19 protein-coding genes are annotated in these 22,445 nt (G+C 72.0%); 10 read left to right on the plus strand and 9 right to left on the minus strand.

Annotated features, from left to right (window positions below; all coding sequences use genetic code 11):
- Nucleotides 1-216: 216 nt before the first annotated feature.
- The 5 genes from ACZ31C_RS04550 (at nt 217) to ACZ31C_RS04570 (ending at nt 6,188) form a co-directional block, all read left to right on the plus strand.
- Nucleotides 217-3,303 (plus strand): AfsR/SARP family transcriptional regulator, encoded by a 3,087-nt coding sequence (locus tag ACZ31C_RS04550; RefSeq protein WP_465794147.1) that lies wholly within the window; start codon nt 217-219, stop codon nt 3,301-3,303.
- 231 nt (nt 3,304-3,534) lie between these two features.
- Nucleotides 3,535-4,026 carry a cyclic pyranopterin monophosphate synthase MoaC gene (gene moaC, locus ACZ31C_RS04555; protein WP_465794148.1) on the plus strand — a complete coding sequence of 164 codons (492 nt, stop codon included), beginning with the start codon at nt 3,535-3,537 and terminating at the stop codon, nt 4,024-4,026.
- Complete coding sequence (locus ACZ31C_RS04560) at nt 4,023-4,493, plus strand: MogA/MoaB family molybdenum cofactor biosynthesis protein (protein WP_465794149.1); 471 nt, start codon at nt 4,023-4,025, stop codon at nt 4,491-4,493. The genes moaC and ACZ31C_RS04560 overlap by 4 nt, the downstream gene beginning before the upstream one ends.
- 22 nt (nt 4,494-4,515) lie before the next feature.
- Entirely contained in the window at nt 4,516-5,775 is a 1,260-nt protein-coding gene (locus ACZ31C_RS04565; protein WP_465794150.1) for a molybdopterin molybdotransferase MoeA, read from the plus strand.
- A complete protein-coding gene (locus tag ACZ31C_RS04570) occupies nt 5,769-6,188 on the plus strand; it encodes a molybdenum cofactor biosynthesis protein MoaE (protein ID WP_449943570.1) in 420 nt (139 codons plus the stop codon). The genes ACZ31C_RS04565 and ACZ31C_RS04570 overlap by 7 nt, the downstream gene beginning before the upstream one ends.
- Nucleotides 6,189-6,238: 50 nt before the next feature.
- On the opposite strand, the gene ACZ31C_RS04575 is transcribed toward ACZ31C_RS04570, so the two are convergent.
- Nucleotides 6,239-7,681, minus strand: coding sequence for a glycosyltransferase 87 family protein (locus ACZ31C_RS04575; protein ID WP_465794151.1), 1,443 nt, complete (start codon nt 7,679-7,681; stop codon nt 6,239-6,241).
- 224 nt (nt 7,682-7,905) lie between these two features.
- Nucleotides 7,906-8,451: a DoxX family protein gene (locus ACZ31C_RS04580; RefSeq protein WP_396743652.1), complete on the minus strand. Its 546-nt coding sequence runs from the start codon at nt 8,449-8,451 to the stop codon at nt 7,906-7,908.
- A gap of 150 nt (nt 8,452-8,601) precedes the next feature.
- Between ACZ31C_RS04580 and ACZ31C_RS04585 the strand changes: the two genes are divergently transcribed.
- Entirely contained in the window at nt 8,602-9,147 is a 546-nt protein-coding gene (locus ACZ31C_RS04585) for a GNAT family N-acetyltransferase (RefSeq protein ID WP_465794152.1), read from the plus strand.
- A gap of 136 nt (nt 9,148-9,283) precedes the next feature.
- Here the strand turns inward: ACZ31C_RS04585 and ACZ31C_RS04590 are convergent, their stop codons facing one another.
- The 7 genes from ACZ31C_RS04590 to ACZ31C_RS04620 form a co-directional block, all read right to left on the minus strand.
- A complete protein-coding gene (locus tag ACZ31C_RS04590) occupies nt 9,284-10,522 on the minus strand; it encodes an AAA family ATPase (RefSeq protein WP_396743646.1) in 1,239 nt (412 codons plus the stop codon).
- A 149-nt stretch (nt 10,523-10,671) separates the two neighbouring features.
- Nucleotides 10,672-11,586, minus strand: coding sequence for an LppU/SCO3897 family protein (locus ACZ31C_RS04595; protein ID WP_465794153.1), 915 nt, complete (start codon nt 11,584-11,586; stop codon nt 10,672-10,674).
- 167 nt (nt 11,587-11,753) lie between these two features.
- On the minus strand, nt 11,754-14,963 hold the full coding sequence (locus tag ACZ31C_RS04600; protein ID WP_465794154.1) for a UvrD-helicase domain-containing protein: 3,210 nt from the start codon (nt 14,961-14,963) through the stop codon (nt 11,754-11,756).
- 61 nt (nt 14,964-15,024) lie between these two features.
- Nucleotides 15,025-16,308 carry a metallophosphoesterase gene (locus ACZ31C_RS04605; protein ID WP_465794155.1) on the minus strand — a complete coding sequence of 428 codons (1,284 nt, stop codon included), beginning with the start codon at nt 16,306-16,308 and terminating at the stop codon, nt 15,025-15,027.
- A gap of 12 nt (nt 16,309-16,320) precedes the next feature.
- Nucleotides 16,321-16,575 carry a MoaD/ThiS family protein gene (locus tag ACZ31C_RS04610; RefSeq protein ID WP_350698018.1) on the minus strand — a complete coding sequence of 85 codons (255 nt, stop codon included), beginning with the start codon at nt 16,573-16,575 and terminating at the stop codon, nt 16,321-16,323.
- Nucleotides 16,572-17,585 carry a GTP 3',8-cyclase MoaA gene (gene moaA / locus ACZ31C_RS04615; RefSeq protein WP_465794156.1) on the minus strand — a complete coding sequence of 338 codons (1,014 nt, stop codon included), beginning with the start codon at nt 17,583-17,585 and terminating at the stop codon, nt 16,572-16,574. Before moaA ends, ACZ31C_RS04610 begins: the two co-directional genes overlap by 4 nt.
- The gene (locus ACZ31C_RS04620) at nt 17,582-18,496 is read right to left on the minus strand and encodes a fructosamine kinase family protein (RefSeq protein ID WP_465794157.1); all 915 of its coding nucleotides are present in this window, start codon (nt 18,494-18,496) and stop codon (nt 17,582-17,584) included. The genes moaA and ACZ31C_RS04620 overlap by 4 nt, the downstream gene beginning before the upstream one ends.
- Before the next feature lie 205 nt (nt 18,497-18,701).
- On the opposite strand from ACZ31C_RS04620, the gene ACZ31C_RS04625 reads away from it, so the two are divergent.
- Genes ACZ31C_RS04625 through ACZ31C_RS04640 form a run of 4 tightly spaced genes read left to right on the plus strand, consistent with a single transcriptional unit; the run spans nt 18,702 to nt 22,421 of the window.
- Nucleotides 18,702-19,733: a DUF4192 domain-containing protein gene (locus tag ACZ31C_RS04625; RefSeq protein WP_465794158.1), complete on the plus strand. Its 1,032-nt coding sequence runs from the start codon at nt 18,702-18,704 to the stop codon at nt 19,731-19,733.
- A 48-nt stretch (nt 19,734-19,781) separates the two neighbouring features.
- On the plus strand, nt 19,782-20,357 hold the full coding sequence (locus ACZ31C_RS04630) for a helix-turn-helix domain-containing protein (protein ID WP_465794159.1): 576 nt from the start codon (nt 19,782-19,784) through the stop codon (nt 20,355-20,357).
- Nucleotides 20,354-21,688 (plus strand): MFS transporter, encoded by a 1,335-nt coding sequence (locus ACZ31C_RS04635; protein WP_465794160.1) that lies wholly within the window; start codon nt 20,354-20,356, stop codon nt 21,686-21,688. Before ACZ31C_RS04630 ends, ACZ31C_RS04635 begins: the two co-directional genes overlap by 4 nt.
- A gap of 22 nt (nt 21,689-21,710) precedes the next feature.
- Nucleotides 21,711-22,421 (plus strand): GAP family protein, encoded by a 711-nt coding sequence (locus ACZ31C_RS04640; protein WP_350698024.1) that lies wholly within the window; start codon nt 21,711-21,713, stop codon nt 22,419-22,421.
- The last annotated feature ends 24 nt before the right edge of the window (nt 22,422-22,445 follow it).

A 22,445-nucleotide genomic window follows, 5' to 3' on the forward strand; every position in this document is an offset into this window, starting at 1 on the left:
CACTGCCCTAACGGAGGGTCTAAAGGTCGCAGCTGGTGGAGTTGTGGCTCTCTCGCGCGCGTGATGGCCGGGCTTTCCCTTTCGACAAGGGTGGCCGAAGTGTCTGCCCATATCATCGCCGCTTCGGCCAGCATGCCCACATCGGGGCGGGGTATCGGTCCGGTTGGTGGTCGCTAAACTGCACACGGTGATCAGGTGGATGCGGTAGAGGGACAAGTGCAGGTTCAGGTCCTCGGTGGGCTCGCCGTCCGTCTCGGCTCGGTCACGCTCACCCTCGGCACGCCGAAACAACAGACCGTGCTCGCGGTACTCGCGTGCAATCCCGGGCATCTGGTCTCGGTCGATCAGCTCGTCGACGAACTGTGGCCGGACGATCCGCCTCTCTCCGCCGTGCCGAACGTCCGGACGTACGCCGCCAATCTGCGTCGTGGCATCGAGTCGATGCTTCCCGGGCGTGAGGTCCTGGTCCGGGCCGGGGACGGCTACCGACTCATGGTGAAGCGGGCCGAGGTGGACGTCTACGCCTTCCAGTCGGAGGCCGAGGCGGCACGTGCACTCGTCGGCACGGACGAGGAGGAGGCGGCGAGGCTGCTCGGCCAGGCTCTGGCTCGGTGGCAGGGACCCATGCTCACCGGCGTGGCCCTCGGGCCGGCTCTGCTGGCGCACGTGGCCTCGGCGACCGAGGACCGGATGCTGGCGACCGAGCTCCTGGCCGAGTTGCAGATCCGGCTCGGTCGCTACGAACCCGTCCTGCCGCTGCTGCGGGAACTGCTTGCCAGGGAACCGCTGCGGGAGCGGGCCCATCTGCTTCTGATGCGCGCCCTGTACCTCAGGAACGACCACGCCGGTGCTATCGCCGCATACGCCGGGGCTCGCCGTCTGCTGCGGGAACACCTCGGCATCGAGCCCGGAGCCGAACTCCGGAAGCTCCACCAGCAGATAGTCGAGCAGGAACGTGCGCCTCTCCGGAGCCCTGACCTCGCACCGGCTTCCTCCACCAGCACGTCCGAGCCACGGGAGCAGCCGCGCCTCGGGTCGGCGCCGCGGCGGGGGGTGGTCTGGCTGCCACGCGCAGTCCCGGACTTCGTGGGCCGGGATGCCGCCGTCGAACATCTGCTGACCGAGACGCGCCGGGTCGGAGGGCGCGCCCCAGTCGTGCACCTCGTCGACGGTATGGCCGGCAGCGGCAAGACCTCGCTGGCCGTCCACGTGGGCGGACAGTTACGGGAGCACTATCCGGACGGCGGACTGTTCATCGATCTCAAAGGGCACGACCGTGCGGAGAAGGTGGACACGTCCGCGGCACTCGCCACGTTGCTGCGGCAGCTCGGCATTCCCGGTGACCGCATACCTCCCGAACTCCAGGACCGCCTCGCCCTCTGGCGTGAGGAACTGGCCGCCCACAAGTTGATCATTGTGCTCGACAACGCGGCGGATGCCGAGCAGGTCGCCGCGTTGCTGCCCACGTCACCGGGATGCGTGGTGATCGTGACGTCACGGCGACGGATCACCGGCCTGGACGTCAGCCCGCCGTTGTCCCTGCCGGTGATGGACCGAGCGGAAGGTGTGGCCCTGCTCGCCTCGGCCGTCGGCACCGACCGGGTGGCGGCGGAACCGGAGGCGGCAGCGGCCGTGGTGGAGCACTGCGGACGGCTACCGCTGGCGATCCGGCTCGCCGGCTCGCGGCTGGCACATCGCCCAACCTGGCGGCTGGCCGACCTCGCGACCCTGCTCGGGGACAACGTCCGGCGGCTGGATCACCTCACGTCGCGCGACCGAACCGTCGCGGGTGCCTTCGCTGCCTCCTACGAGTCGTTGCCTGATGCCGCCAGACGACTGTTCCGGCTGCTCAGCGTTCATCCGGGTGACGAATTCGATATGACGATCGCGAGTGCGTTGTCCGGACTCGAAGCTGCGGACACCGCCCACGCACTCGATGACCTCCTGGATTGTCATCTGGTCGAGGAGGTCGGGATCGGCCGTTACCGGATGCACGACCTCATCCGGCAGTACTCGCACGAACTGTCGCTACGACACGATGTGGCGGCCGTTCGCGACGAGGCCTTCGGCAATCTGATCGACACCATGCTTCATCTGAGCTTTCCGGTCGCCGACCGTCTCGAGTCCAGATTCGTCCGCCGGCATGTGGCCCTTGATTCACCCCGCCGTCCCGACCTGCGAAGCGCTGCGGGTGAACCCACCGAGGAATGGATGGCGGCGGAGCGGGTCAACCTGGTGGCACTCGTCGCCCGGGCGTACGAGGAGGGACACCACGAACAGGCATGGCGACTGGCCAGGCTGCTCTGGCGATTTCTGTACGTGCGCGCCTATTTCGACGACATCGTCTTCACCCACCGACAGGGGCTCCTGGCGGCCCAGGCGGCCGGGGCGGATGATGCCGTGGCCGCCATGCACAACTATGTCGCCTCTGCCTACCTGCGCACCGGCAACTATCGGGACGCGCTCGCCCACGTCACCGAGGCGGTACGGATCTCCGAGCGGCGCGACGACCTGCCGAACCTCGGCCGGTACCGGACGAATCTCGTCGCGGTGCACTGGATGCGTGGTGAACTCCAGGAAGCGGTACGGGTGGGTGCGCGGTGCCTCCGCGGCGCCAACGGGTACGGAGCCGACGAGGTGCCCAGCTTCCTGCCGAACATCGGGCTCGCCCTGATGCTGTTGGGCAGGTACGACGAGGCGCTGCACCTCCATCGCCTGCACCTGTTCTCCGGGCGTCAGGCGGGCAGCACCTTCCACATCCTCAACGCGCTGAGTCACATCGGTGGGGTGAAGTGCCGGATGGGACGGTACGAGGAGGCGCTCCGAGCCCTGAGGACCGTGCTGATCCTCCGCAAACGCACCGGTCACCGGTACGCCGAGCCGGAGGCACGCAACGAGATGGGCATAGTGCTCCGGTGTCTCGGTCGGATCGAGGAGGCGGTGGACCAGCACGAGACCGCCCGGAGACTGGCGATCGATTCAGGTGAGCGCCACGTCGAAGCCGCCGCTCTGAACGACCTGGCGCTGACCCTCGCCGAGTCCGGGGACGTCGACCGGTTGATCGGCCTGCACCGTGAGGCATTGCAGGTGGCGACGCGGATCGGTCATCCGTACGAGCAGGGAAGGGCACTCGCGGGACTGGCCGACCAGTTGTGGGCCGACGATCCGGTCGCCGCGCGCCGGCACTGTGAGCGTGCGCTGGCGATCTTCCGCCGGATGGGGGTGCCGGAGCGGTTCGAGATGGAACGCCGACTGGCGGACGTCACCGAGACCGGGCACCGCCACGTCACGGAGTCCTCCTGAGCCTCGGTCCCGGCTGCCGTCGCTTATCGATTTCTTATCGACCGGCTCGGTAGCGTCTCGACGTTCGCCGACGGGGGGAGATCCGCCACCGACGGATCTCGTCGCGACACCTGCCATCGGTACGTCTCGACTACCACGGCAGGGTGCGGAAGGGGGCGGCGCGCGAGCGCCACTCCTTCCGCGAAGCACCGCACACCGGGCACGTCGGTGCGGAGGGATAGGCTCGCCAGCGTGACGGAACCCGCCCAGCTCACCCACGTCGACGCGACCGGTGCGGCGCGCATGGTCGACGTCTCCGCCAAGCAGGTCTCCGGCCGGGTGGCCGTCGCGGCCGGTCGGCTGCGCACCACGTCCGAGGTGATCGAGCTGCTCCGCCGGGACGGGTTGCCCAAGGGCGACGCGCTGGCGGTCGGCCGACTGGCCGGGATCATGGGCGCCAAGCGCACCCCCGACCTGATCCCGCTGTGCCACCCGATCGCGCTGCACGGTGTCACCGTCGACCTGGTGCCCACCACGGACAGCGTCGAGATCACCGCCACCGCCCGCACGGCCGACCGGACCGGCGTCGAGATGGAGGCGCTGACCGCCGTGGCCGTCGCCGGATTGGCCCTGGTGGACATGGTCAAGGCGGTCGACCCGGCGGCGAGTGTCGAGTCGATCCGGGTGGTGCGCAAGGAGGGCGGCAAGACCGGCCTGTGGGAGCGTCCGGCGGACCGGCCGTGATCCGCGCCCGGGTGGTGGTGGCCTCCAACCGCGCCGCCGCCGGCGTCTACGCCGACACCAGCGGTCCGCTGCTCGTCGAGGGCCTGCGCGAACTGGGCTGCGAGGTGGACGAGCCGGTGGTGGTGCCGGACGGCGACCCGGTCGGTCAGGCCATCCGAGCCGCACTGGCCGACGGTGTCGACGTTTTGGTCACCAGCGGCGGGACCGGGGTCACGCCGACCGACCGCACTCCCGACGTGACCCGGGCCCTGCTCGACTACGAGATCCCCGGCATCGCCGAGGCGCTGCGCGCGCACAGCCGTGACCGGGTGCCCACCTCGGTGCTGTCCCGGGGGGTGGCCGGGGTGGCCGGTCGCACCCTGGTGGTGAACCTGCCGGGCTCCACCGGTGGCGCGCGGGACGGTCTCGCCGTGCTGGGGCCGATCCTCGCGCACACCGTCGACCAGTTGCGCGGTGGCGACCACTAGGCGAACCGATAGGCTCGGCCGGGTGAGAACGGAAACCGCATCCGCCACCGAGGGCGCCGCCGCGCCGCCGCCGGCCGGTTGGGAGGAGGCGCGCTCCCGGGTGTACGCGGTGGGCCTGGCCGCCGCACTTCCCGCAGTCGAGCGCCCACTCGCCGACGTCGACGGGTACACCCTCGCCGAACCGCTCACCACCCGGACGGACCTGCCGGCGTTCCCCACGTCGAGTGTGGACGGCTGGGCGGTCCGCGGCACCGGTCCGTGGCGGGTGGTCGGGCGGGTGCTGGCCGGCGGCACACCGGCCCCGTTGACCGAGGACGGGACGACCGTCGAGATCGCCACCGGCGCGATGGTGCCGTCGGGCACCTCCGCCGTGCTGCGGGTGGAGGAGTCGACGCGTACCGCCGACGGGTCGGTCGACGGCGTGCCGCGCGGGACGCCGGAGTGGCGGGATCCGGGCGAGGAGGCGGCGGCCGGTGAGGAACTGCTCCCGGCCGGTACCCCGGTCGACCCGGCCGTGATCGGCCTGGCCGCCTCCTGCGGCCACGACACGCTGCGGGTACGCCGCCAGCCCCGGGCCGCGCTGCTGGTCTTCGGGGACGAACTGCTCACCGCCGGTCCGCCCGCCGCCGGGCGGGTCCGGGACGCGCTGGGCCCGACCGTGCCGAGTTGGCTGCGCCGGTACGGCTGTCAGATCCGTCCGGCCGACGTGGTCGGACCGGTGGCCGACACGCTGCCCGACCACGTGGCCGCGCTGCGGACCGCGTTGGCCCACGCCGACCTGGTCTGCACCACCGGCGGGACGATGCACGGGCCGGTCGACCACCTGCATCCGGCGCTGGCCGAGCTAGGGGCGGACTACGTGGTCAACACCGTCGCGGTACGCCCCGGTTTCCCGATGCTGCTGGCCCGGGTGGTCGGCGACGACGGTCGGGTCCGGTTCGTCGCCGGGCTGCCCGGCAACCCGCAGTCCGCCGTCGTCGCGCTGGTCTCGCTGGTCGCGCCGCTGCTGGCAGGCCTAGCCGGCCGGGTGGCACCGGTGCTGCCGCACGTCACGCTGGCCGAGCCGGTGCCGGGACGCGGCGACCACACCCACCTCGCCCTGGTCCGGCTCGACCGGGCCGCCGGGACGGCCCGCCCGGTCCGGCACGTCGGGTCGGCGATGCTGCGCGGCCTCTCCGGCGCGGACGGGTTCGCCGTGATCCGGCCGGGCAGCACCGGTGCCGCCGGGGACCGGGTGCCGCTGGTGCCGCTGCCGCTGCTGCCCGGGGAGCGGGCGTGGTGATCGTGGTCGGGGACGTCACCGAGCAACCGCTGGACCTGGCGGCCCACGAGGCGGCCGTCGCCGACCGGCGGGCCGGCGCGGTGGTCTCCTTCGCCGGGGTGGTACGCGACCACGACCACGGCCGTGCGGTGGTGAGCCTGGAGTACGAGGGCCACCCGAGCGCCGCCGCCATCCTGCGGGAGGTGGCCGCCGAGATCGCCGCCGATCCCGACGTCTACGCGGTGGCCGTGTCGCACCGGATCGGCCCGCTCGCCATCGGCGACGCGGCGCTGGTCGCGGCGGTCAGCACCGCGCACCGGGCGGCCGCGTTCGCCGCCTGCGCCAAGCTGGTGGACGAGGTGAAGGCCCGGCTGCCGATCTGGAAGCGGCAGGTCTTCGCCGACGGCACCGAGGAATGGGTCAACTGCCCGTGATCCGCAGGTGCCGGGTGACGTCCGTCGACCCGGCACCTGCGACGCCCCGGTCAGCGCCGGCTGTGCAGCAGCGCGATGCGGGCCATCCGGTCGGTGTAGAAGGCGGGTTCCGCACCGGGACGCCACGGCAGAGCGGCGACCAGCACGATCAGGGCCAGCGCCAGCGAGTTCTCCATCAGCACCCCGAACAGCCCGTTCTCGTAGTGCGAGACCTCGGGGAGCTGGTGCTCGTACGGCCAGATCGGCGAGATCAGGAAGAGCAGATAGAGCCCGAGCGCGGCGATGCCGTGCCGGAGCCCGGTCAACGTCGGATACCAGATCGGCGGGCGGAGCGTGGAGACACCCGGTGGACCGCCGTACGCGCCGGAGGTGGCCCGCAGAGCCGGACCTCGGCTGGCGTCGTGGCGGCGGATCGCCGCGTCGGCCAGCACGATGATCGCCGGGATCACCCAGACGAGGTGGTGCGTCCAGGAGATCGGGCTGATCACGTTGGCGGTCAGGCCGACCAGGGTGAAGGCGGTCAGCTCGTCACCGTCGGCGTGCGACTGCGAGGCCCGGGACAGGCCCAGCGCCAGCACCAGCACCGCGAAGGCGAGCCAGAGCAGCGTGGGGGTCTCGATCGAGTCGTACAGCCGCGCCAGCAGACCGGCCAGCGACTGGTTGGGCGTCATGTCGGCGGCGCCGACCCGCTCGGTCTGCCACAGCACGTTGCCGAAGTAGGCCCGGGACTCGGCGCCCACGATGCCGAAGCTGCCGATGGTCACGGCGACGGTGGTGCCGATCGCGGTCGCGGCCACCCGCCACTGGCGAGTGATCATCAGGTAGAAGATGAACAACGCCGGGGTGAGCTTCACGGCCGTGGCAAGACCGATGCCCACGCCGGCCCAGGCGCCACCGTAGACGAACCGCAGCAGGGGCCCGTCGCTGTCCGCCTGGTGCGTGCCGCGCCGGGACCGCCAGCGCAGCGCCACCAGATCGGCCATGATCAGGGCGAACAGCAACAGGTTGACCTGCCCGTAGCCGAGGGTCTCGCGGGTCGGCTCGATGGCGAGCGCGACCGGCGTGGCGATGGCCACCGTGTACCACAGTGGCCAGCCCAGCCGGTCCACGATCGGCCGCAGCAGGGCGGCCAGCACCACGGCCAGCGCGGCGATGCTGACCAGCGCGTTCACCAGCCCCGCCACAGCCACCGGCAGGTGCGCCATGGGCAGCATCGCCAGCCCGGCGAAGGGTGGGTAGGTGAAACCCAGTGTGGTGTCGGGCGCGACGAACTCGTACAGCTCGTGACCGCTCGCCCACCAGACCACCGCGCCGTGATAGATCTTCATGTCGAAGAAGTTGTACGGACGCCCGAAAGCGCCGATGGCAAGCCATGCGGCATAGGCGACGGCGGCGACGATGCCGGCCCGTACGACTGTCCTACGATCGATCCCACGCGTTACGCGACGGACTGCGGCGAGGCGGTCCAGCCTTCTACCGACGCTCGTCGGCATGGCTCGGCCACCCCCGTACCAAGGTCGTCCTACCCGTCCAGGTCCGGTAGGGAGCCTAGAACGGCGCCTCACGTCAGTGCCTCCCGCGTTATGCGACCGTGTCCGATCCCACACCATCTTTTGACATTTCCACCGCGTTAACGCCTACCGGGCGGTTCAGGTGATTCGCGGCCTTAGCCAGACTGGGGGTGGGATAAACGCAGGTCAGCGAGGGGTGACGAGACTCAGCCGGGGATCCGGCGCGCGGTTGCCGCCGAGCGGACGGCGATCCGGGCTTCGCGACGTGCGGTCCGGACGGCACGTCGTACCGACCGTCGGGAGTGGCCGATCCGGTGACCGGCCCGCCACCGCAGCCCCGGCTTCCCCTCGGTGTCCGCCGCGGCGAGCAACAGCCCACCGAGGAGACCGAGGTTCTTCAGGAAGTGAATCTGGTTGTTGTTCCGCGCCGCCGGGTCGTCGTTACGCCAGAAGGGATGCCCGGCGAGGGTGACCGGCACCAAGGTGCCGGCCAACACCAGCGCCGCCGGCCGGGTGAACCTCCCGGTGGCCAACATCAGCCCTGCGCCGAACTGGACGGCTGCGTTGGCGCGGATCAGGCTCACCGTGTCGGTGGGAATGCGGGCGTCCGCCCGTTGCAGCAGCGGCGCCACCCGGTCGGTGACCGGCTGCGCCGCCGGCACCAGACGTTCGGGGCTGGTGAAGTTGCGGGCGCCGCTGACCACGAAGATGCCGCTCAACATGGCGCGGGCGAGGGATCGTACGGGCGTCATGGAACAGTCATACCCCGTCCGTGACCTCGACATGCCCCGCAACGGCCCATCTCGATCGATCGGGTGGGCCGGATGGCCCGAGTGGCGACACGCCACGCCGATTCCAGCGACCGTCACTGATGGATGCGTCACGCGCGGTAACCTCCCCGCGTGACGACGCTGCGGCTCCGACCCGAGGACCCGGCAGACACCGGCGCGGTCCGCCGGGTACTGGCCGCCGCCTTCGCCCGCCCCGACGTGACCACCCCGCCGGAGGTACGCCTCGTCGACGAACTGCGGGCCGGCGACGCGTGGCTCCCGAACCTGGCGATGGTCGCCGAGTACGGCGGTGAGATCGTCGGCTACGCCTTGCTGACCCGGGTTCGGGTCTGCGCGGACGGGGTCAACGCCCCGGCGCTGGTGCTCGGGCCGGTGGCGGTGGCACCACACCGGCAACGGATCGGGCTCGGTGGCGCGGTGGTGCAGGCCGCCCTGGAGGCGGCCACGGAACTCGGCGAGCGGCTGATCGTGGTGCTCGGCGACCCCGCGTACTATCGGCGCTTCGGCTTCAGCCGAGCCGACCGGATGGGCCTGACCAGTCCCTGGTCCGGTCTGGGCGAGCCATGGCAGGCCCTGGTCCTCCCTCCGACGACCTCGGGCGAGCCGGCCGCCCCACGGGGTGAGGTCGTCTTCCCGCCCCCGTGGTCCAAGGTCTGACCCGCCCCACCTCACCTGCCTCCGCGATTATGGAGTTGTGGTCGTGCTCGATGCGGAATCGAGTGGTGTCACCCTCGCCCCGAGACCACTCGATACCGGATCGAGCGTGATCTCGCGGCGAGGTTGGCAGGTCGGGTCAGGCGGGTTGGGTGCGCAGGTAGCGACCGAAGTGCGGGACGGTGAAGGCGACCGTGCCGCGTTCCCCGGAGTAGATCAAGCCCTTCTTGATCAGGGCGTCGCGGGCCGGGGAGAGGCTGGCGGGCTTGCGGCCGAGAGCACGGGCGATCTCGGCGGTCGGCACCGCGGCGTCCATGTCGTCCCGGCCGCCTCCGTCGGCTGCCCCCTCGACCAGGGAGAGCGTCGCCATCGCCCGCATGTACTCGCGTTCGGCGGGAGTGGCCCGCTCGAAACGCGAACCGAAGAAACCCACCGCCAGCTCGGCCTCGGCCTCCGGGGCGGCCACCCGTACGTCGGCGGCGGTGATCGGTGACCGGGGGGCATGGTCCCAGGTCGCCTTCCCGTACGCCTGGACGAAGTACGGGTACCCGCCGGACTTCTCGTAGAGCAGGTCGAGCGCCTTCGGCTCGTACTCCACGTCCTCCCGCTCGGCCGGTGCGCAGAGTGCCTGGTCGGCGGCGATGCGGTCGAGCCGGTCGATGCGTTGGTAGCGGAACAGCCGCTCGGAGTACGACTTCGCGGCGCTCAGCACCGCCGGCAGGTGCGGCAGACCGGCACCGACCACGATCAGCGGTGCGCCGAGTTGGGAAAGTTCGTGGCAGGCCGCGCAGAGTGCGGAGACATCCTCCGGCCCGAGGTCCTGCATCTCGTCGATGAAGACGGCGACGCCGGTGCCGACGTCGCTGGCCACCGAGGCGGCGTCGGTGAGCAGCTCGACCAGGTCGATCTCGATGTCGCCGGAGTCGGCCCGACCGGTGGCCGCCGGTACGTCGATGCCGGGCTGCCACCGGTCGCGCAGCTTGGCGGCACCGGCGCGACCGGTCGGGGCACCCCGTTGGGCGAAGGCTTTGAGTACTCCGAGGAACGCGTCGATTCGGTCCGGTGCGCGATGCCGTGGGGCCAGTTCCCGGACGGCCATGTGCAGGGCGGCGGCGATCGGCCGGCGTAGCGACTGGTCCGGGCGGGCCTCGATCTTGCCGCTGCCCCAGAGACTGTTGATCGCCTGCGAGCGCAGCGTGTTCAGCAGCACGGTCTTGCCGACGCCCCGCAACCCGGTGAGCATCAGACTCCGCTCCGGACGTCCCCGGGCGATGCGTTCCAGCACGATGTCGAAGACGTCCAGCTCCCGCCCCCGCCCGGCCAGTTCGGGCGGGCGCTGACCAGCGCCCGGGGCGTACGGGTTGCGGACCGGATCCACGAATCGCACAGTATCGGGCCGTCTAGGCGGGAGGCTAGACATGGATAGACGGGGCTACCGGCGTGTTGCCGGTCGAGCCAAAACTAGTGCTGTCTAGCGTGGACGCTAGACAGCACTAGTTTTACCGATCGTCGGCAGCGGGCCTGAGGTCAGCCGCGCTGCTTGAGGCAGAGCACGAAGTCGAGCGAGTCCAGCTCGCTGTCGTAGAAGTACCAGTTGGTGTAGCCGTCGACCGGCGCACACTTCGCCTCGGCGTCCCGCTCCCCGCTGGTCTTGCCGTCGAAGCGGCGCAGCACCTCGTACGACTTCGGCGCGCACTCGCTGATCACCAGCTTGGGTTTGCCACCGGCGGGGCCCTCGTTGCGCACGCACTGGCCCGGCTCGACGAACCGAGGATCGGTGGACGAGGCGTCCGACGGAGAGCTGGCCGGCTCCTCGCCCTCGTCGTCCGGCCCGGCCGGGGTCACCGGTGCCTCCTCGGGCGTGGGAGCGGCCACCGGCGTCGGCGTCTCGTCGTTCTGTCCGATGAGGTAGAACGCGGTCGCGCCGCCGAGCACGAGCACCAACACCGTCGCCAGCACCGCGAAGATCCGGCCCCGACCGCGCCCGCGCTCCGGCGGCGGCTGTCCGGCGTACGCGGTCTCCGCCGTGCCGTCCTGATAGGCCGGGTACGTCGCGGTGTCCTGCGAGTCGGATCCGTGGCCCGCCTCGTGTCCACTGCCCGGGTACTGCGGCCCGCTCGTCCCCGGACCGTAGCCGCCACCGTAGGACTCGCCACCGCCATGGCCCTGCCCGATGCTGCCGTAGGGCTGCCCGCCGTGGGACCGCCCGTCGCCGTAGCCCTGACCGCCATATCCCTGACCGCCATAGGGCTGAGCGCCGTAGGGCTGGCCGCCGTGGCCCTGTCCGTCGCGGTAGGGAGGCCGGCCGTCGTCGGGTGGTGACGCCGCGTTATAGGGGCGGTGGCGGTCGGGCGGTCGACGATCGGAGCCGTACCCCTCATCATGGCCCGGCTCGTGCCACGGCGAAGGACCGCCGCCCGCCGGTGGTCCGTAGTTCGCCATGCACGCACTCCTGAAGCCGTGGGTGGAATCGGTGGGCCGCAGCCGGTCGTCGCCCACGTCACCGTAGCGTGTGACCGTCTCACTGATCGTCCCTACGCGATCACGGACCGGTCACTGCGGCCCCCGCCCCACCCGCCCTGCCGAGGGCGGGGCGGGTCGGCGGACGCTCAGATGAGCCGGAGCTGATGGTCCTTAGGTCGACGAGGTCCGGCGGCGTCGCCGAGTCGTTCGAAGAGGCCGGCGTCGATCACGTCGAGGAACGGAGACGGTCGGCAGTCGCGTTCCGACCCGTGCCGGACCCGACGTGCCGCGTGGCTGACGTAGAGCCGGTCCTGTGCCCGGGTCAGCCCGACGAAGAACAACCGTCGTTCCTCGGCGATCGCCTCGTCGTCCGGGGTGGTGCCCGGCCAGCGCAACGGCAGCAGTCCGTCCTCGGCACCGACCAGGAAGACCACCGGGAACTCCAGGCCCTTGGCGGCGTGCAGGGTCAGCAGGGTGACCGCCTCGGCACGGGGGTCGAGCGCGTCCACCTCCGCCCCGGTGGCGAGCTGGGACAGGAACATCTCCAGGTCGTCACCGCAGCGGCGGGCCAGCGGCGTCAGCAGGTCGACCGCGGTCCGCACGTCCTCCGGCCGGACCCCGTGCGAGCCGTCGAGGGTGGGGGTGGCGAAGCGTTCCGCGAGCGACTGGCCGGCGAGGCGTACCCGGGCGGGCAGTGTGCCGTCGACGCCGGTGACGTGCCGCAGCTCGCGGGCGATGGCCATCACGCCGGGCCGGTCCCGCAGCCGGTCGTGCGATCGTTTCTGCACCGGGACGTTGGCCCGGGCCAGGGCGTCCACGATCGGCGCGGCCTGCGAGTCGGTGCGATAGAGCACCGCGATGTCGGAGAAGGACAGCGTGCTCGACCGACCGTCGATGCGCCCGGAGTCCAGCGACCGGTGGGACAGCCCGCCGACCAGCTCGTCGACGGTGCGTACCACGAAGTCGGCCTCGTCGGCGACGGACGCCGCGGCGTACCGTCCGACCAGCGGGGCCTCCGGGTCGAGCCGGGCCGGGTCCAGTCGGCGTCCCCGGACCAGCGACGACGGCGCGATGGCCTGCACGGCGGCAGCCAGGATCGGCGCGGAGGACCGGTAGTTGCGGTTCAGCCGGACCAGGCGGGCGTCGGTGAAGTCCTGGGAGAAGCGCAGGAAGTATCCGACGTCGGCGCCCCGGAACGAGTAGATCGCCTGGTCCGGGTCACCGATCGCGCAGAGGTTGCCGTCGGCGGGGCTCAGCAGACGCAGCAGGTCGTACTGCACGGGGTCGACGTCCTGGTACTCGTCGACGAAGATCCACTGCCAGCGGTCCCGGTAGCGCTCGACCAGCCTGCGGTCGTCGCGCAGCAGCGCCACCGGCAGGGTGAGCAGATCGTCCAGGTCGACCATGCCCTGCTTGCGCAGCAGCGACGTGTACCGCGCCGGATCGTCCCCGGCCTCCGCGCGGGCCGCCGTCCGGTCGGCGTCGTCGGCGATCCGGAAGTCGTCCGGCAGACCGGCGGTGGCCGCGTTCTCCCGCAGGATGGTCAGTCCGAGCGAGTGGAACGTGCCCACGGTGACGTCCTCGGCGACCGGTCCGAGCAGCCCGTCGAGTCGGTGCCGCAGCTCCTCGGCGGCGCGTCGGGTGAAGGTGATCGCCAGGCACCGCTCGGGGAAGACGTTCAGCTCCGCGCAGAGGTACGCGATCCGGTGGGTCAGCGTACGGGTCTTGCCGGTGCCCGGTCCGGCGACGATCAGCAGCGGACCGCCGGGTGCCGAGGCGGCCACCCGCTGCATGGCGTCGAGCCGGTCGAGCAGCCCGCTGCCCACCTCCTCCATGCCGGCGAGCATCGGCTCGAACGGCTCGTGCGGGGAGGGTGCCGGCGCGATCGGCGGTGCCGGGGCCGGCACGGGACCCGCCTTGCGTTTCGGTTCCGCCTTGGCCGTCGGCCGCTTCGCCTTCGTCTCCGAGCCGCTCGACTCGGCCGGTCGCCGCTGCACGGGCACCTGCACCGGTACGTCGAACAGCGTCTCCTGCCCGCCCGAGGCCGCGCCGGCACCCAGTTCGGTCGGCTCGAAGAGGGTGATCACGCCGTACTCGCCGTCGTAGCCGGGCACCCGGCGGACCTCGTCGCGGCGCAGTCGGCCGATGCCCTCCGCGAGCAGTTCGCCGCCGACCCGCCCGATGTCGTCCAACGGGGTACGCGTCAGGATGTCCAGTTCGGAGCCGAGCGCGGCGACCAGGTCGGTGAGCTTGCCCTCGACCTTCTTGGAACGCGGGCCGACCTTGTTGATCTCGCCGAGGATCTCGGCGAGCTGGATCAGGTGGGTCACCTCGGGCGCGTGCTCCGGCCGGTACCCCTCGGGCCGGTCGGCCAGGTCCTCGACCCGGCTCAGCACGCCCACCGTGAGCGACTTGCCGCACTCCGGGCAGCGTCCGCCGGCCGCCCTGGTCCGCTCCGGCGCCCAGTTCACCCCGCACAGCCGGTGGCCGTCCGCGTGGTACTTGCCCTCCTCGGGGAAGAACTCGATCGTGCCGGCGAGCCCGTCGCCGGTCCGCAGCGCCTCCCGGATGCCGAAGTAGTCCCGTTCCGAGGCGAAGACGGTCGCCTCCCGGGCCAACGCGGGCGGCGAGTGAGCGTCCGAGTTGGACACCAGCCGGTAGGCGTCCAGGCTGCCGACCCGCCAGTTCATCGCCGGGTCCGAGGAGAGGCCGGTCTCCACCGCGAAGATGTGTTCGGCCAGGTCGGCGTAGCAGTCGGCGATCGCGTCGAAGCCGGACTTCGAGCCCAGCGCGGAGAACCACGGCGTCCAGATGTGCGCCGGCACCAGGTAGCCGTCCGGGCTCGCCTCCAGCGTGATCTCCAGCAGGTCGCGGGAGTCCAGGCCGAGGATCGGGCGACCGTCGGACCCGAGATTGCCGATCCGGCCCAACGCGGTGTTGAAGCGGCCCACCGAGTCCAGGTCCGGCAGATAGATCAGGTGGTGGACCTTGCGGGTCCGGTCGTCCCGCTTGTAGATCGTCGAGATCTCCACGCTGAGCATGAACCGGACCGGGTCGCTCTCGGCGTGACTGGAGAGCCGGGGCGGCAACCGGCGGGCGATGTCCCGCTCGGTCTCGTCGGACAATCGGTACAGACCGGGCTCGGCGGGACGCAGGGTCTCCCGGAGGTGGTCGTACCAGGCGGGGTGGGTGAAATCACCGGTGCCGAGCACCGCGATGCCCTTGCGTTTCGCCCACCAGCCGAGGTTCGGCAGGGTCAGGTCACGGCTGCAGGCCCGCGAGTATTTCGAGTGGATGTGCAGATCCGCGACGAAGGGCGGGCGGCCACCGGGGGGTACGGCGTTGAACGGAGGCACGCCGCATCCTGCCACGACCGGCCATGCCCATGCGCGCCGCCACGCTCGGGCGTGAGGTTCGCTATGCCGAACGCAGTTCCACGAGAGTGACCTGAGGCTCCGCGCCCACCCGCACCGGTGGGCCCCAGAAGCCGGCCCCGTTGGTCACGTAGACCTTGGTCCCGTCCACCTCGCCCAGGCCGGAGACCACCGGCTGCTCCAGCTTGACCAGCAGGTTGAACGGCACGATCTGACCACCGTGGGTGTGACCGGACAGTTGCAGGTCGACGCCGTACTTCGCGGCCTCCATCGCGGCCACCGGCTGGTGGGCGAGGAGCACCACCGGCCGGGACGGGTCCCGGTCGGCGAGCGTGGCCGCGTAGTCGGGCGGGGCGGAGACACCGGTGCCCACGGCGCTGACGTCGTTGACGCCGGCCAGGTCGAGCACGCCACCCCGGGCGGCGATCTCCAACCGCTGGTTCTGCAGCACCCGCAGCCCGAGCCGGTCGACCTCGGCCACCCACTCCTCGACGCCGGAGTAGTACTCGTGGTTGCCGGTGACGAAGTAGCTGCCGTGCCGGGCCCGCAGGTCGCGCAGCGGGGCCGCGTCGTCGCCCAGCTCGGCCACCGTGCCGTCGACCAGGTCACCGACCACGGCGACGATGTCGGCGTCCAGGCGGTTGATCGCGGCGACGATCCGCTCGGTGTGCGCCCGCCCGGTCAGCGGCCCGATGTGGATGTCGGAGACGGTGGCGATGCGCAGGCCATCCATGCTGCGCGGCAGCTTCGCCAGCGGGATCTGCACCCGGTCCAGTCGGGGCGGGCCCATCGCGGTCCGCACCCCGTACCCGACCAGGCCGGTGGCGGTGAGCCCGGCGAAGATCGCCGCGCCACGGGCGAGTAGCAGCCGGCGGGACGGGTCGTGGTCCGGGCCGACCGCGCCGGCGGCCGGCGGGTCACCCGCCTGGTCGGCTGCCGGAGTGCTCGCCTCGGCGTCGTCGGTGCCCGGCGGGTCCGCCGGGGTGGCGCTACCGACCAGGGCCGGCTCCGGTGCGACGGCCGCCGCCCGGCGGCGCAGCACCAGCCGCGTCACCAGCATCGGCACTTCCAGCGCGACGAGGATCACCAGTAGGTAGAACATCACCGCGAGCCAGAGGTAGCCCGGCCAGGCGAGCCAGTACATCCCGGACCGGGTGCCGATCATGGTCGCCGGTACGAGCAGCGCCAGCACCACCGCGGTGACCGTGCCGATCCGCCGCCAGCGCCCGGCGGTGGTGGTGTCCTTGACCAGCCGCTTCCAGAGGTAGAGGTGGATCAGCCCGGTGATCAGGGCAAGCGTGGCCACGAAGCCGAGTACCGCGAACACGTGTGATCCCCCTCAGCCACCGGCGAAGGGAGGCAGGACGTCGATCGTCGCTCCGGCCGGCAGCGGCTGCTTCCGATCATGACAGGTGACGCCGTCGACCAGAAAACTCGCCACCTTGAGCACCGGCACCAGCCGCGCGCCGTGCCGGTCGGACAGCTCCGCCAGCACCTCGTCCAGCGACCGCCCGGCGGTGGTGGTCTCCTCGGCGCGACCGGCGGCGGCCCGGGCCCCGGCGAAGTAGCGGACGGTCACGGTCGCCACGGTCACCCTCCGATGGCCGACATCGGCCGGGTCGGTTGCAGGAAAGTCGGGTCGTCGATCCCGTGCCCGGCCCGCTTGCCCCAGGTGGCGGCCGTCCAGCGGCGGGCCACCTCGTCGTCGTCGGCCCCGGCCCGCAACGCGTCGCGCAGGTTCGACTCCTCGGTGGCGAACAGGCAGTTGCGGATCTGGCCGTCGGCGGTGAGCCGGGTCCGGTCGCAGTCTCCGCAGAAGGGCCGGGTCACCGTGCCGATCACGCCGACCCGCGCCGGGCCGCCGTCGACCAGCCAGGTCTCGGCGGGCGCGGTGCCGCGCGCGGTCGGGTCCGGGCTCAGCGCGTACGCCGAGCGCAGCGTCGTCAGGATCTCCTCGGCGGTGACCATGGCGGCACGGTCCCAACCGTGCTGGGCGTCCAGCGGCATCTGCTCGATGAACCGCAGCTCGTAGCCGTGGTCGAGGGCGAAGCGGAGCAGTGCTGGTGCCTCGTCGTCGTTGACGCCCCGCATCAGCACCGCGTTGACCTTGACCGGGGTCAGCCCGGCGTCGGCGGCACCGGCCAGACCGGCCAGCACGTCGGAGAGCCGGTCACGTCGGGTGAGCCGGGTGAAGCGTTCACGGTCCAGCGTGTCCAGCGAGACGTTCACCCGGTCCAGCCCGGCCTCGCGCAACGCCGGAGCCAGCCGGTGCAGCCCGATGCCGTTCGTGGTCAGCGAGAGCCGGGGACGCGGGTCGAGTGCGGCGGCGGCCGCGACGATGCCCACGAGACCCGGGCGGATCAGCGGTTCGCCGCCGGTGAACCGGACCTCGGTCACGCCGAGCCGGCACACCGCCACCCGGATCAGCCGGACCACCTCGTCGTCGGTGAGCAGCTGCGGCCCGGCCAGCCAGGGCAGTCCCTCGGCGGGCATGCAGTACGTACAGCGCAGGTTGCACTTGTCGGTCAGCGAGACCCGCAGGTCCCGGGCGACGCGGCCGTACCGGTCGACAAGGGCGCCGGCGGTCGGCGGGGCGACGGTCACCCGTCGACCGTAGCGCGCTCGGCCCCGCTCAGGGCCGCCCGGGCGGCGTGCACGACCGAATCCCGGTACCCGCTGCCGAACAGGGCGGTGTGCACCAGCAACAGGTGCAACTGGTGCAGCGGCACCCGGTGCCGCCAGCCGTCGGCCAACGGCCAGGTCTCGTCGTACGCGGCTAGGATCCGGTCCCCGTACGGTGCCCCGCCGAAGAGCGCTAGCTGCGCGAGGTCGGTCTCCCGGTGCCCACCGTGCGCGGCCGGGTCGACCAGCCAGACCCGGTCGTCGGCGCCCCAGAGAAGGTTGCCGGGCCAGAGGTCGCCGTGGATGCGGGCGGGCGGCTCGTCACCGCCGAACTCGTCGATCCGGGTCACGACCTGCTCGACGAGCGCGGCGGCGGTGGCGTCCAGCGCACCTCCGTCGACCGAGCGACGCAGGTAGGGCACGATCCGGGCCTGCGCGAACCAGACCGGCCAGGGACCGTCGTGCGGGGTGTTGTCCGCCGGCAGCGCGCCGATGAAGCCCGGCCAGCGTGCCCCGAAGGCGGACGCTCCGGCCCGGTGCATCTCGGCCAGCTCACGCCCGAAGCGGTCGGCCGCCGCCCGCTGGGGCTCACCCGGCTGCACCCACTCCAGCGCGAGCAGGTCGGGCAGCGCCACCAGCACCTCCGGTACGGCGACGGCGCCGGCCTCCCGTAACCAGCGCAGCCCGGCCGCCTCGGTGGCGAAGAAGTCGTCCGGCACCTGCCGGTCGGCGTGCTCCGGCCAGGTCTTGGCGAACACCGAGTGCCCGTCGTCCAGCGTCAGCCGGCTGGCGGCGCAGATGTCGCCGCCGCTCACCGGCGTCTCCCGGATCCGTTGATGGGTCAGGAAGGTCGGCAACTGCTCCGGATGCGCCCGCAGGTACGCCAGATCCATCCCCGCAAGGTATCCCTTCGGGTGTAAGGAGGGGTCCCCTACTAACGCCTCGTGTATAGGAAGGGTCCCTTCCTAACATCCGTGCTCGGTGCGGGGGAGTAGGCGGATCGCGTTGAGCTGGGCAGATACGCAGAGTGGCTGTGGATAACCCGCGTGTCGTCCACAGGGGCAGCGGTGGGAACCGGACGGCTCGCAAGCTGCCCTCATGAACTCCACGGACCTGCCCCGGCTCACCGTCAGATCGCCCGCCGACCTCATCGCGGCCGTGCCGTACCTGCTCGGCTTCCACCCCACCGACAGCGTCGTGGTGGTGGCGCTGGCCGGCTCCCGGATCGTCTTCGCCGCCCGGACGGACCTGCCCGGCGAGGGTGATCCGCGTGAGTCGGCGGAGCACATCGCCGCGGTGACCGCGCGGCAGGGCGCCGATTCGGCCACGGCGATCGGGTACGGCCCGCCCGAGCGGGTCACTCCGGCCGTGGACGCGGTCCGGGTGGCGCTTGCCGACGCGGGGCTCACTGTCCTGGACGTGTTACGGGTCACCGGTGACCGGTGGTGGTCGTACGTCTGTCAGGAGCCGGAGTGCTGCCCGCCCGAGGGCACCCGGTACGACCCGAGGGCCAGTGCGGTGCCGGCCGCGGCGGTCTTCGCCGGCCAGGTCGCGCTGCCTGACCGGGCTGCTCTCGCCGCGGCGGTGGCCCCGGTCGACGGGCCAGAGATGCGGCGCGCCGCCGAACGGGCCGACCGGCGGCTCGCCGACCTGCTGGCGGAGGCGCCCCCGGCCGACCTGCTCGGCGGTCGGGCGCTGCGGACGGCCGGGGTGGCGGCGCTGCGGGCCACCCGACGACGTCACCGCGACGGCGAGCCGTTGACCGACGACGAGGTGGCGTGGCTCTGCCTGCTGCTGACCCATCTGCCGGTGCGGGACCACGCCTGGGAACGCACCGACGGCCGGGACGAGGACGTGGCGTTCTGGACCGAGATGATGCGCCGGACCGAGCCGGACCTGTCCGCCGCGCCCGGTGCCCTGCTCGCCTTCGCCGCCTGGCGCGCGGGGCAGGGCGCGCTGGCGGCGGTGGCATTGGAGCGGGTGCTGGCCGAGCACCCGGACTACTCCCTCGGCCTGCTGCTGGACGACCTGCTCCGCCGGGGAGTGCCGCCGTCACGCCTGGACGGTTGGCCGAGATCGCCGAAGGCGCTGCGGCGGGGCAGGCGTCGATCCGGGCGTCGCCCGCGATGATTAACAAGAAGTATTGTACGTCATTTCTTGTACGTCTACGGTGGCGACATGACGAACGACGAGACCGTGCTGCACCTGACCGACCCCCGCGCCATGCGGGCACTCGCCCACCCCACCCGGCTTCGGCTGCTCGGCGAACTGCGGCTGCGGGGGCCGCAGAGCGTCGGGATGCTCAGCGAGGTCGTCGACGAGGCGGTGGGCTCGGTCAGTTACCACCTGAGCAAGCTCGCCGAGCACGGCTTCGTGCGGGAGGCTCCGGAGTGCGCGCGCAACCGTCGGGAACGGTGGTGGCGAGCCGCGCACGCCACCACCTCCTGGGAGCCACTGGAGGCACTCGACGACCCGGAGCGGAAGGTCGCCTCGGACCTGTTGCGGCGTGCCGTGCTGGAGCGGTACCAGGCGGCCCTGAACGGTTACCTCACCGCCGAGGCGACCTTCGAGCCGGAGTGGGTACGCGGCACCGCCAGCAGCGACAACGCCTATCACCTCACCGCGGCCGAACTGCGGGAACTGCGGGCCGACCTGGAGGCGCTGGCCGCGCGCTGGCAGGAGCGCAGCGATCCGGACCGCGCCGACGCCCGCCCGGTCACGATGATCTATCACGCGTTCCGGCGACCCGAATGAGCCGCCCGTCCCGCACGCCGCTGATCGGTCTGCTGGTCGGGCACACGGTCTCGCTGACCGGCAACATGCTCACGATCATCGCGCTGCCGCTCTACGTACTCGCCGAGACCGGCTCGCCGGCCGCCACCGGCCTCACCGCTGCCGTCGCGACCGCGCCGATCGTGCTCGGTGGCGCACTGGGCGGAGTCCTGGTCGACTGGATCGGCTACCGCCGCGCGAGCGTGCTCGCCGATCTGGTCTCTTGCCTGACGGTCGCCGCGATCCCCCTCCTGCACGCCACGGTCGGTCTGCCGTTCTGGGCGCTGCTCGCGCTGGTCTTCCTCAGCGGTCTGCTCGACACGCCGGGCCAGACCGCCCGGGTCGCCCTGCTGCCCGAGGCGGCCACCGCCGCCGGCCTGCCGACCGAGCGGGCGATCGGCTGGTTCGAGGCGACCGAGCGGGGTGCCCGACTGCTCGGTGCACCGGTGGCCGGCCTGCTGGTCGCCACCCTGGGGGCGCTGCCCGTGCTGGTCCTCGACGCGGCCACGTTCGTGCTGTCCGCAGTGGTCGTCGCCGTGCTGGTGCCGGCGAACCTCCAGCCCGGCGCCGACGAGGCCGCGACCGTCGACGGGCCAGCGACCAGCCACGACACCGGCTACTGGCGCCAGTTCGCCGCCGGCGTACGGTTCCTGCTCGCCGAGCCCCTGTTGCGGGTCCTGGTCCTGCTGGTGTTGGTGACCAACTTCTTCGACGCGACCAACACCAACGTGCTGCTGCCCGTCGTCGCGCACCGGGACCTCGGCGGAGCGGCGGCCCTCGGGCTGCTCGTCGGTGCCATGGGCGGTGGCGCGCTGGCGGGCTCGTTGGTGTTCAGCGCCGTCGGTCACCGGCTGCCCCGCCGGGTCACCTTCGTGGTGGCCTTCGCGGTGGCCGGTCCCCCGCCGTTCTGGGCGATGGCCGCCGGGCTGCCGTTGCCCGTCCTGCTCGTCGTGTTCGCCAGCGCCGGTTTCGCCGCCGGGGCGATCAACCCCCTGATCGGCGCGATCAAGCTCGAACGCGTACCGGCCCGAATGCGGGCCCGGGTGTACGGCGTGATCGGCGCGGTGGCCTGGGCCGCCATCCCGCTCGGCGCGCTCGCAGCGGGTTTCGCCAGCGAACATGCCGGCACCACGGCCACCCTCGTCGTGGCCGGCGTCGGCTACCTCCTGGTGGTCCTCACCCCGCTCCTCGGTGGCCCGTGGCGCACCATGAACCGTCCCCCGAACCCACCTCAGGAGACCGTCCCGAAGGCTCGACAGATCACGGTGCCAGGGCAGCCGTCGGACCGGGACACCCGGATAATCACCGCATGAGCGTGCGTCCCCTAGGCCCGGCATGAGCGCCGCGCTACTGCTGTCCCTCGCGGGTCTGGCGCTCGTCGACAGCACCAGCATCGGCACCCTGTTCATCCCGGTCTGGCTGCTGCTCGCCCCGGGCCCGGTTCGCCTCGGGCGGGTGTCGACCTACCTGGGCACCATCGCCTGCTTCTACTTCCTGGTCGGCTTGTTGCTCTACTTCGGCGGCAGCGGGCTGGCCGAGATGCTGGGCGGCGCGCTGGACAACCGGCCGGTGCTGTGGGGGCAGCTCGCGCTCGGTGTCGGGTTGTTCGTGCTGAGCTTCCGCTACGACGGCAAACGCGGCGGTGGCGGCGGTCGGGTGTTGCGCTGGCGGGACCGGGCGACGTCCGGTGACTCCTCGGCCCGTTGGCTGGTCGGGTTGGCGGTGTTCGCCGCGCTGGCCGAGGTGGCGACCATGCTGCCGTACCTCGGTGCCCTGGGTCTGCTCACCACCTCGGGTCTGGGTGTGCCGCAGGTGATCGCGTTGTTGGCGGGATACTGCCTGGTCATGATCCTGCCGGCGCTGGTGCTGCTGGGCGCGCGGGTGGCGTGGCCGAGGCGGATCGAGCCACTGCTCGCCCGCCTCAACGCGTGGATCGTGCGGTCGTCGGGCAGCATGCTGGGCTGGATCCTGGGCATCGCGGGTTTCCTCATCGCCCGGGACGCCGCCGTCCGGCTGGAACTGTTCGAGCTGCTGGCCAACCGCTGAGCAACCGGGTGGGCGGTCTCGCCC

This window comes from Micromonospora sp. NPDC023869, assembly GCF_055559695.1.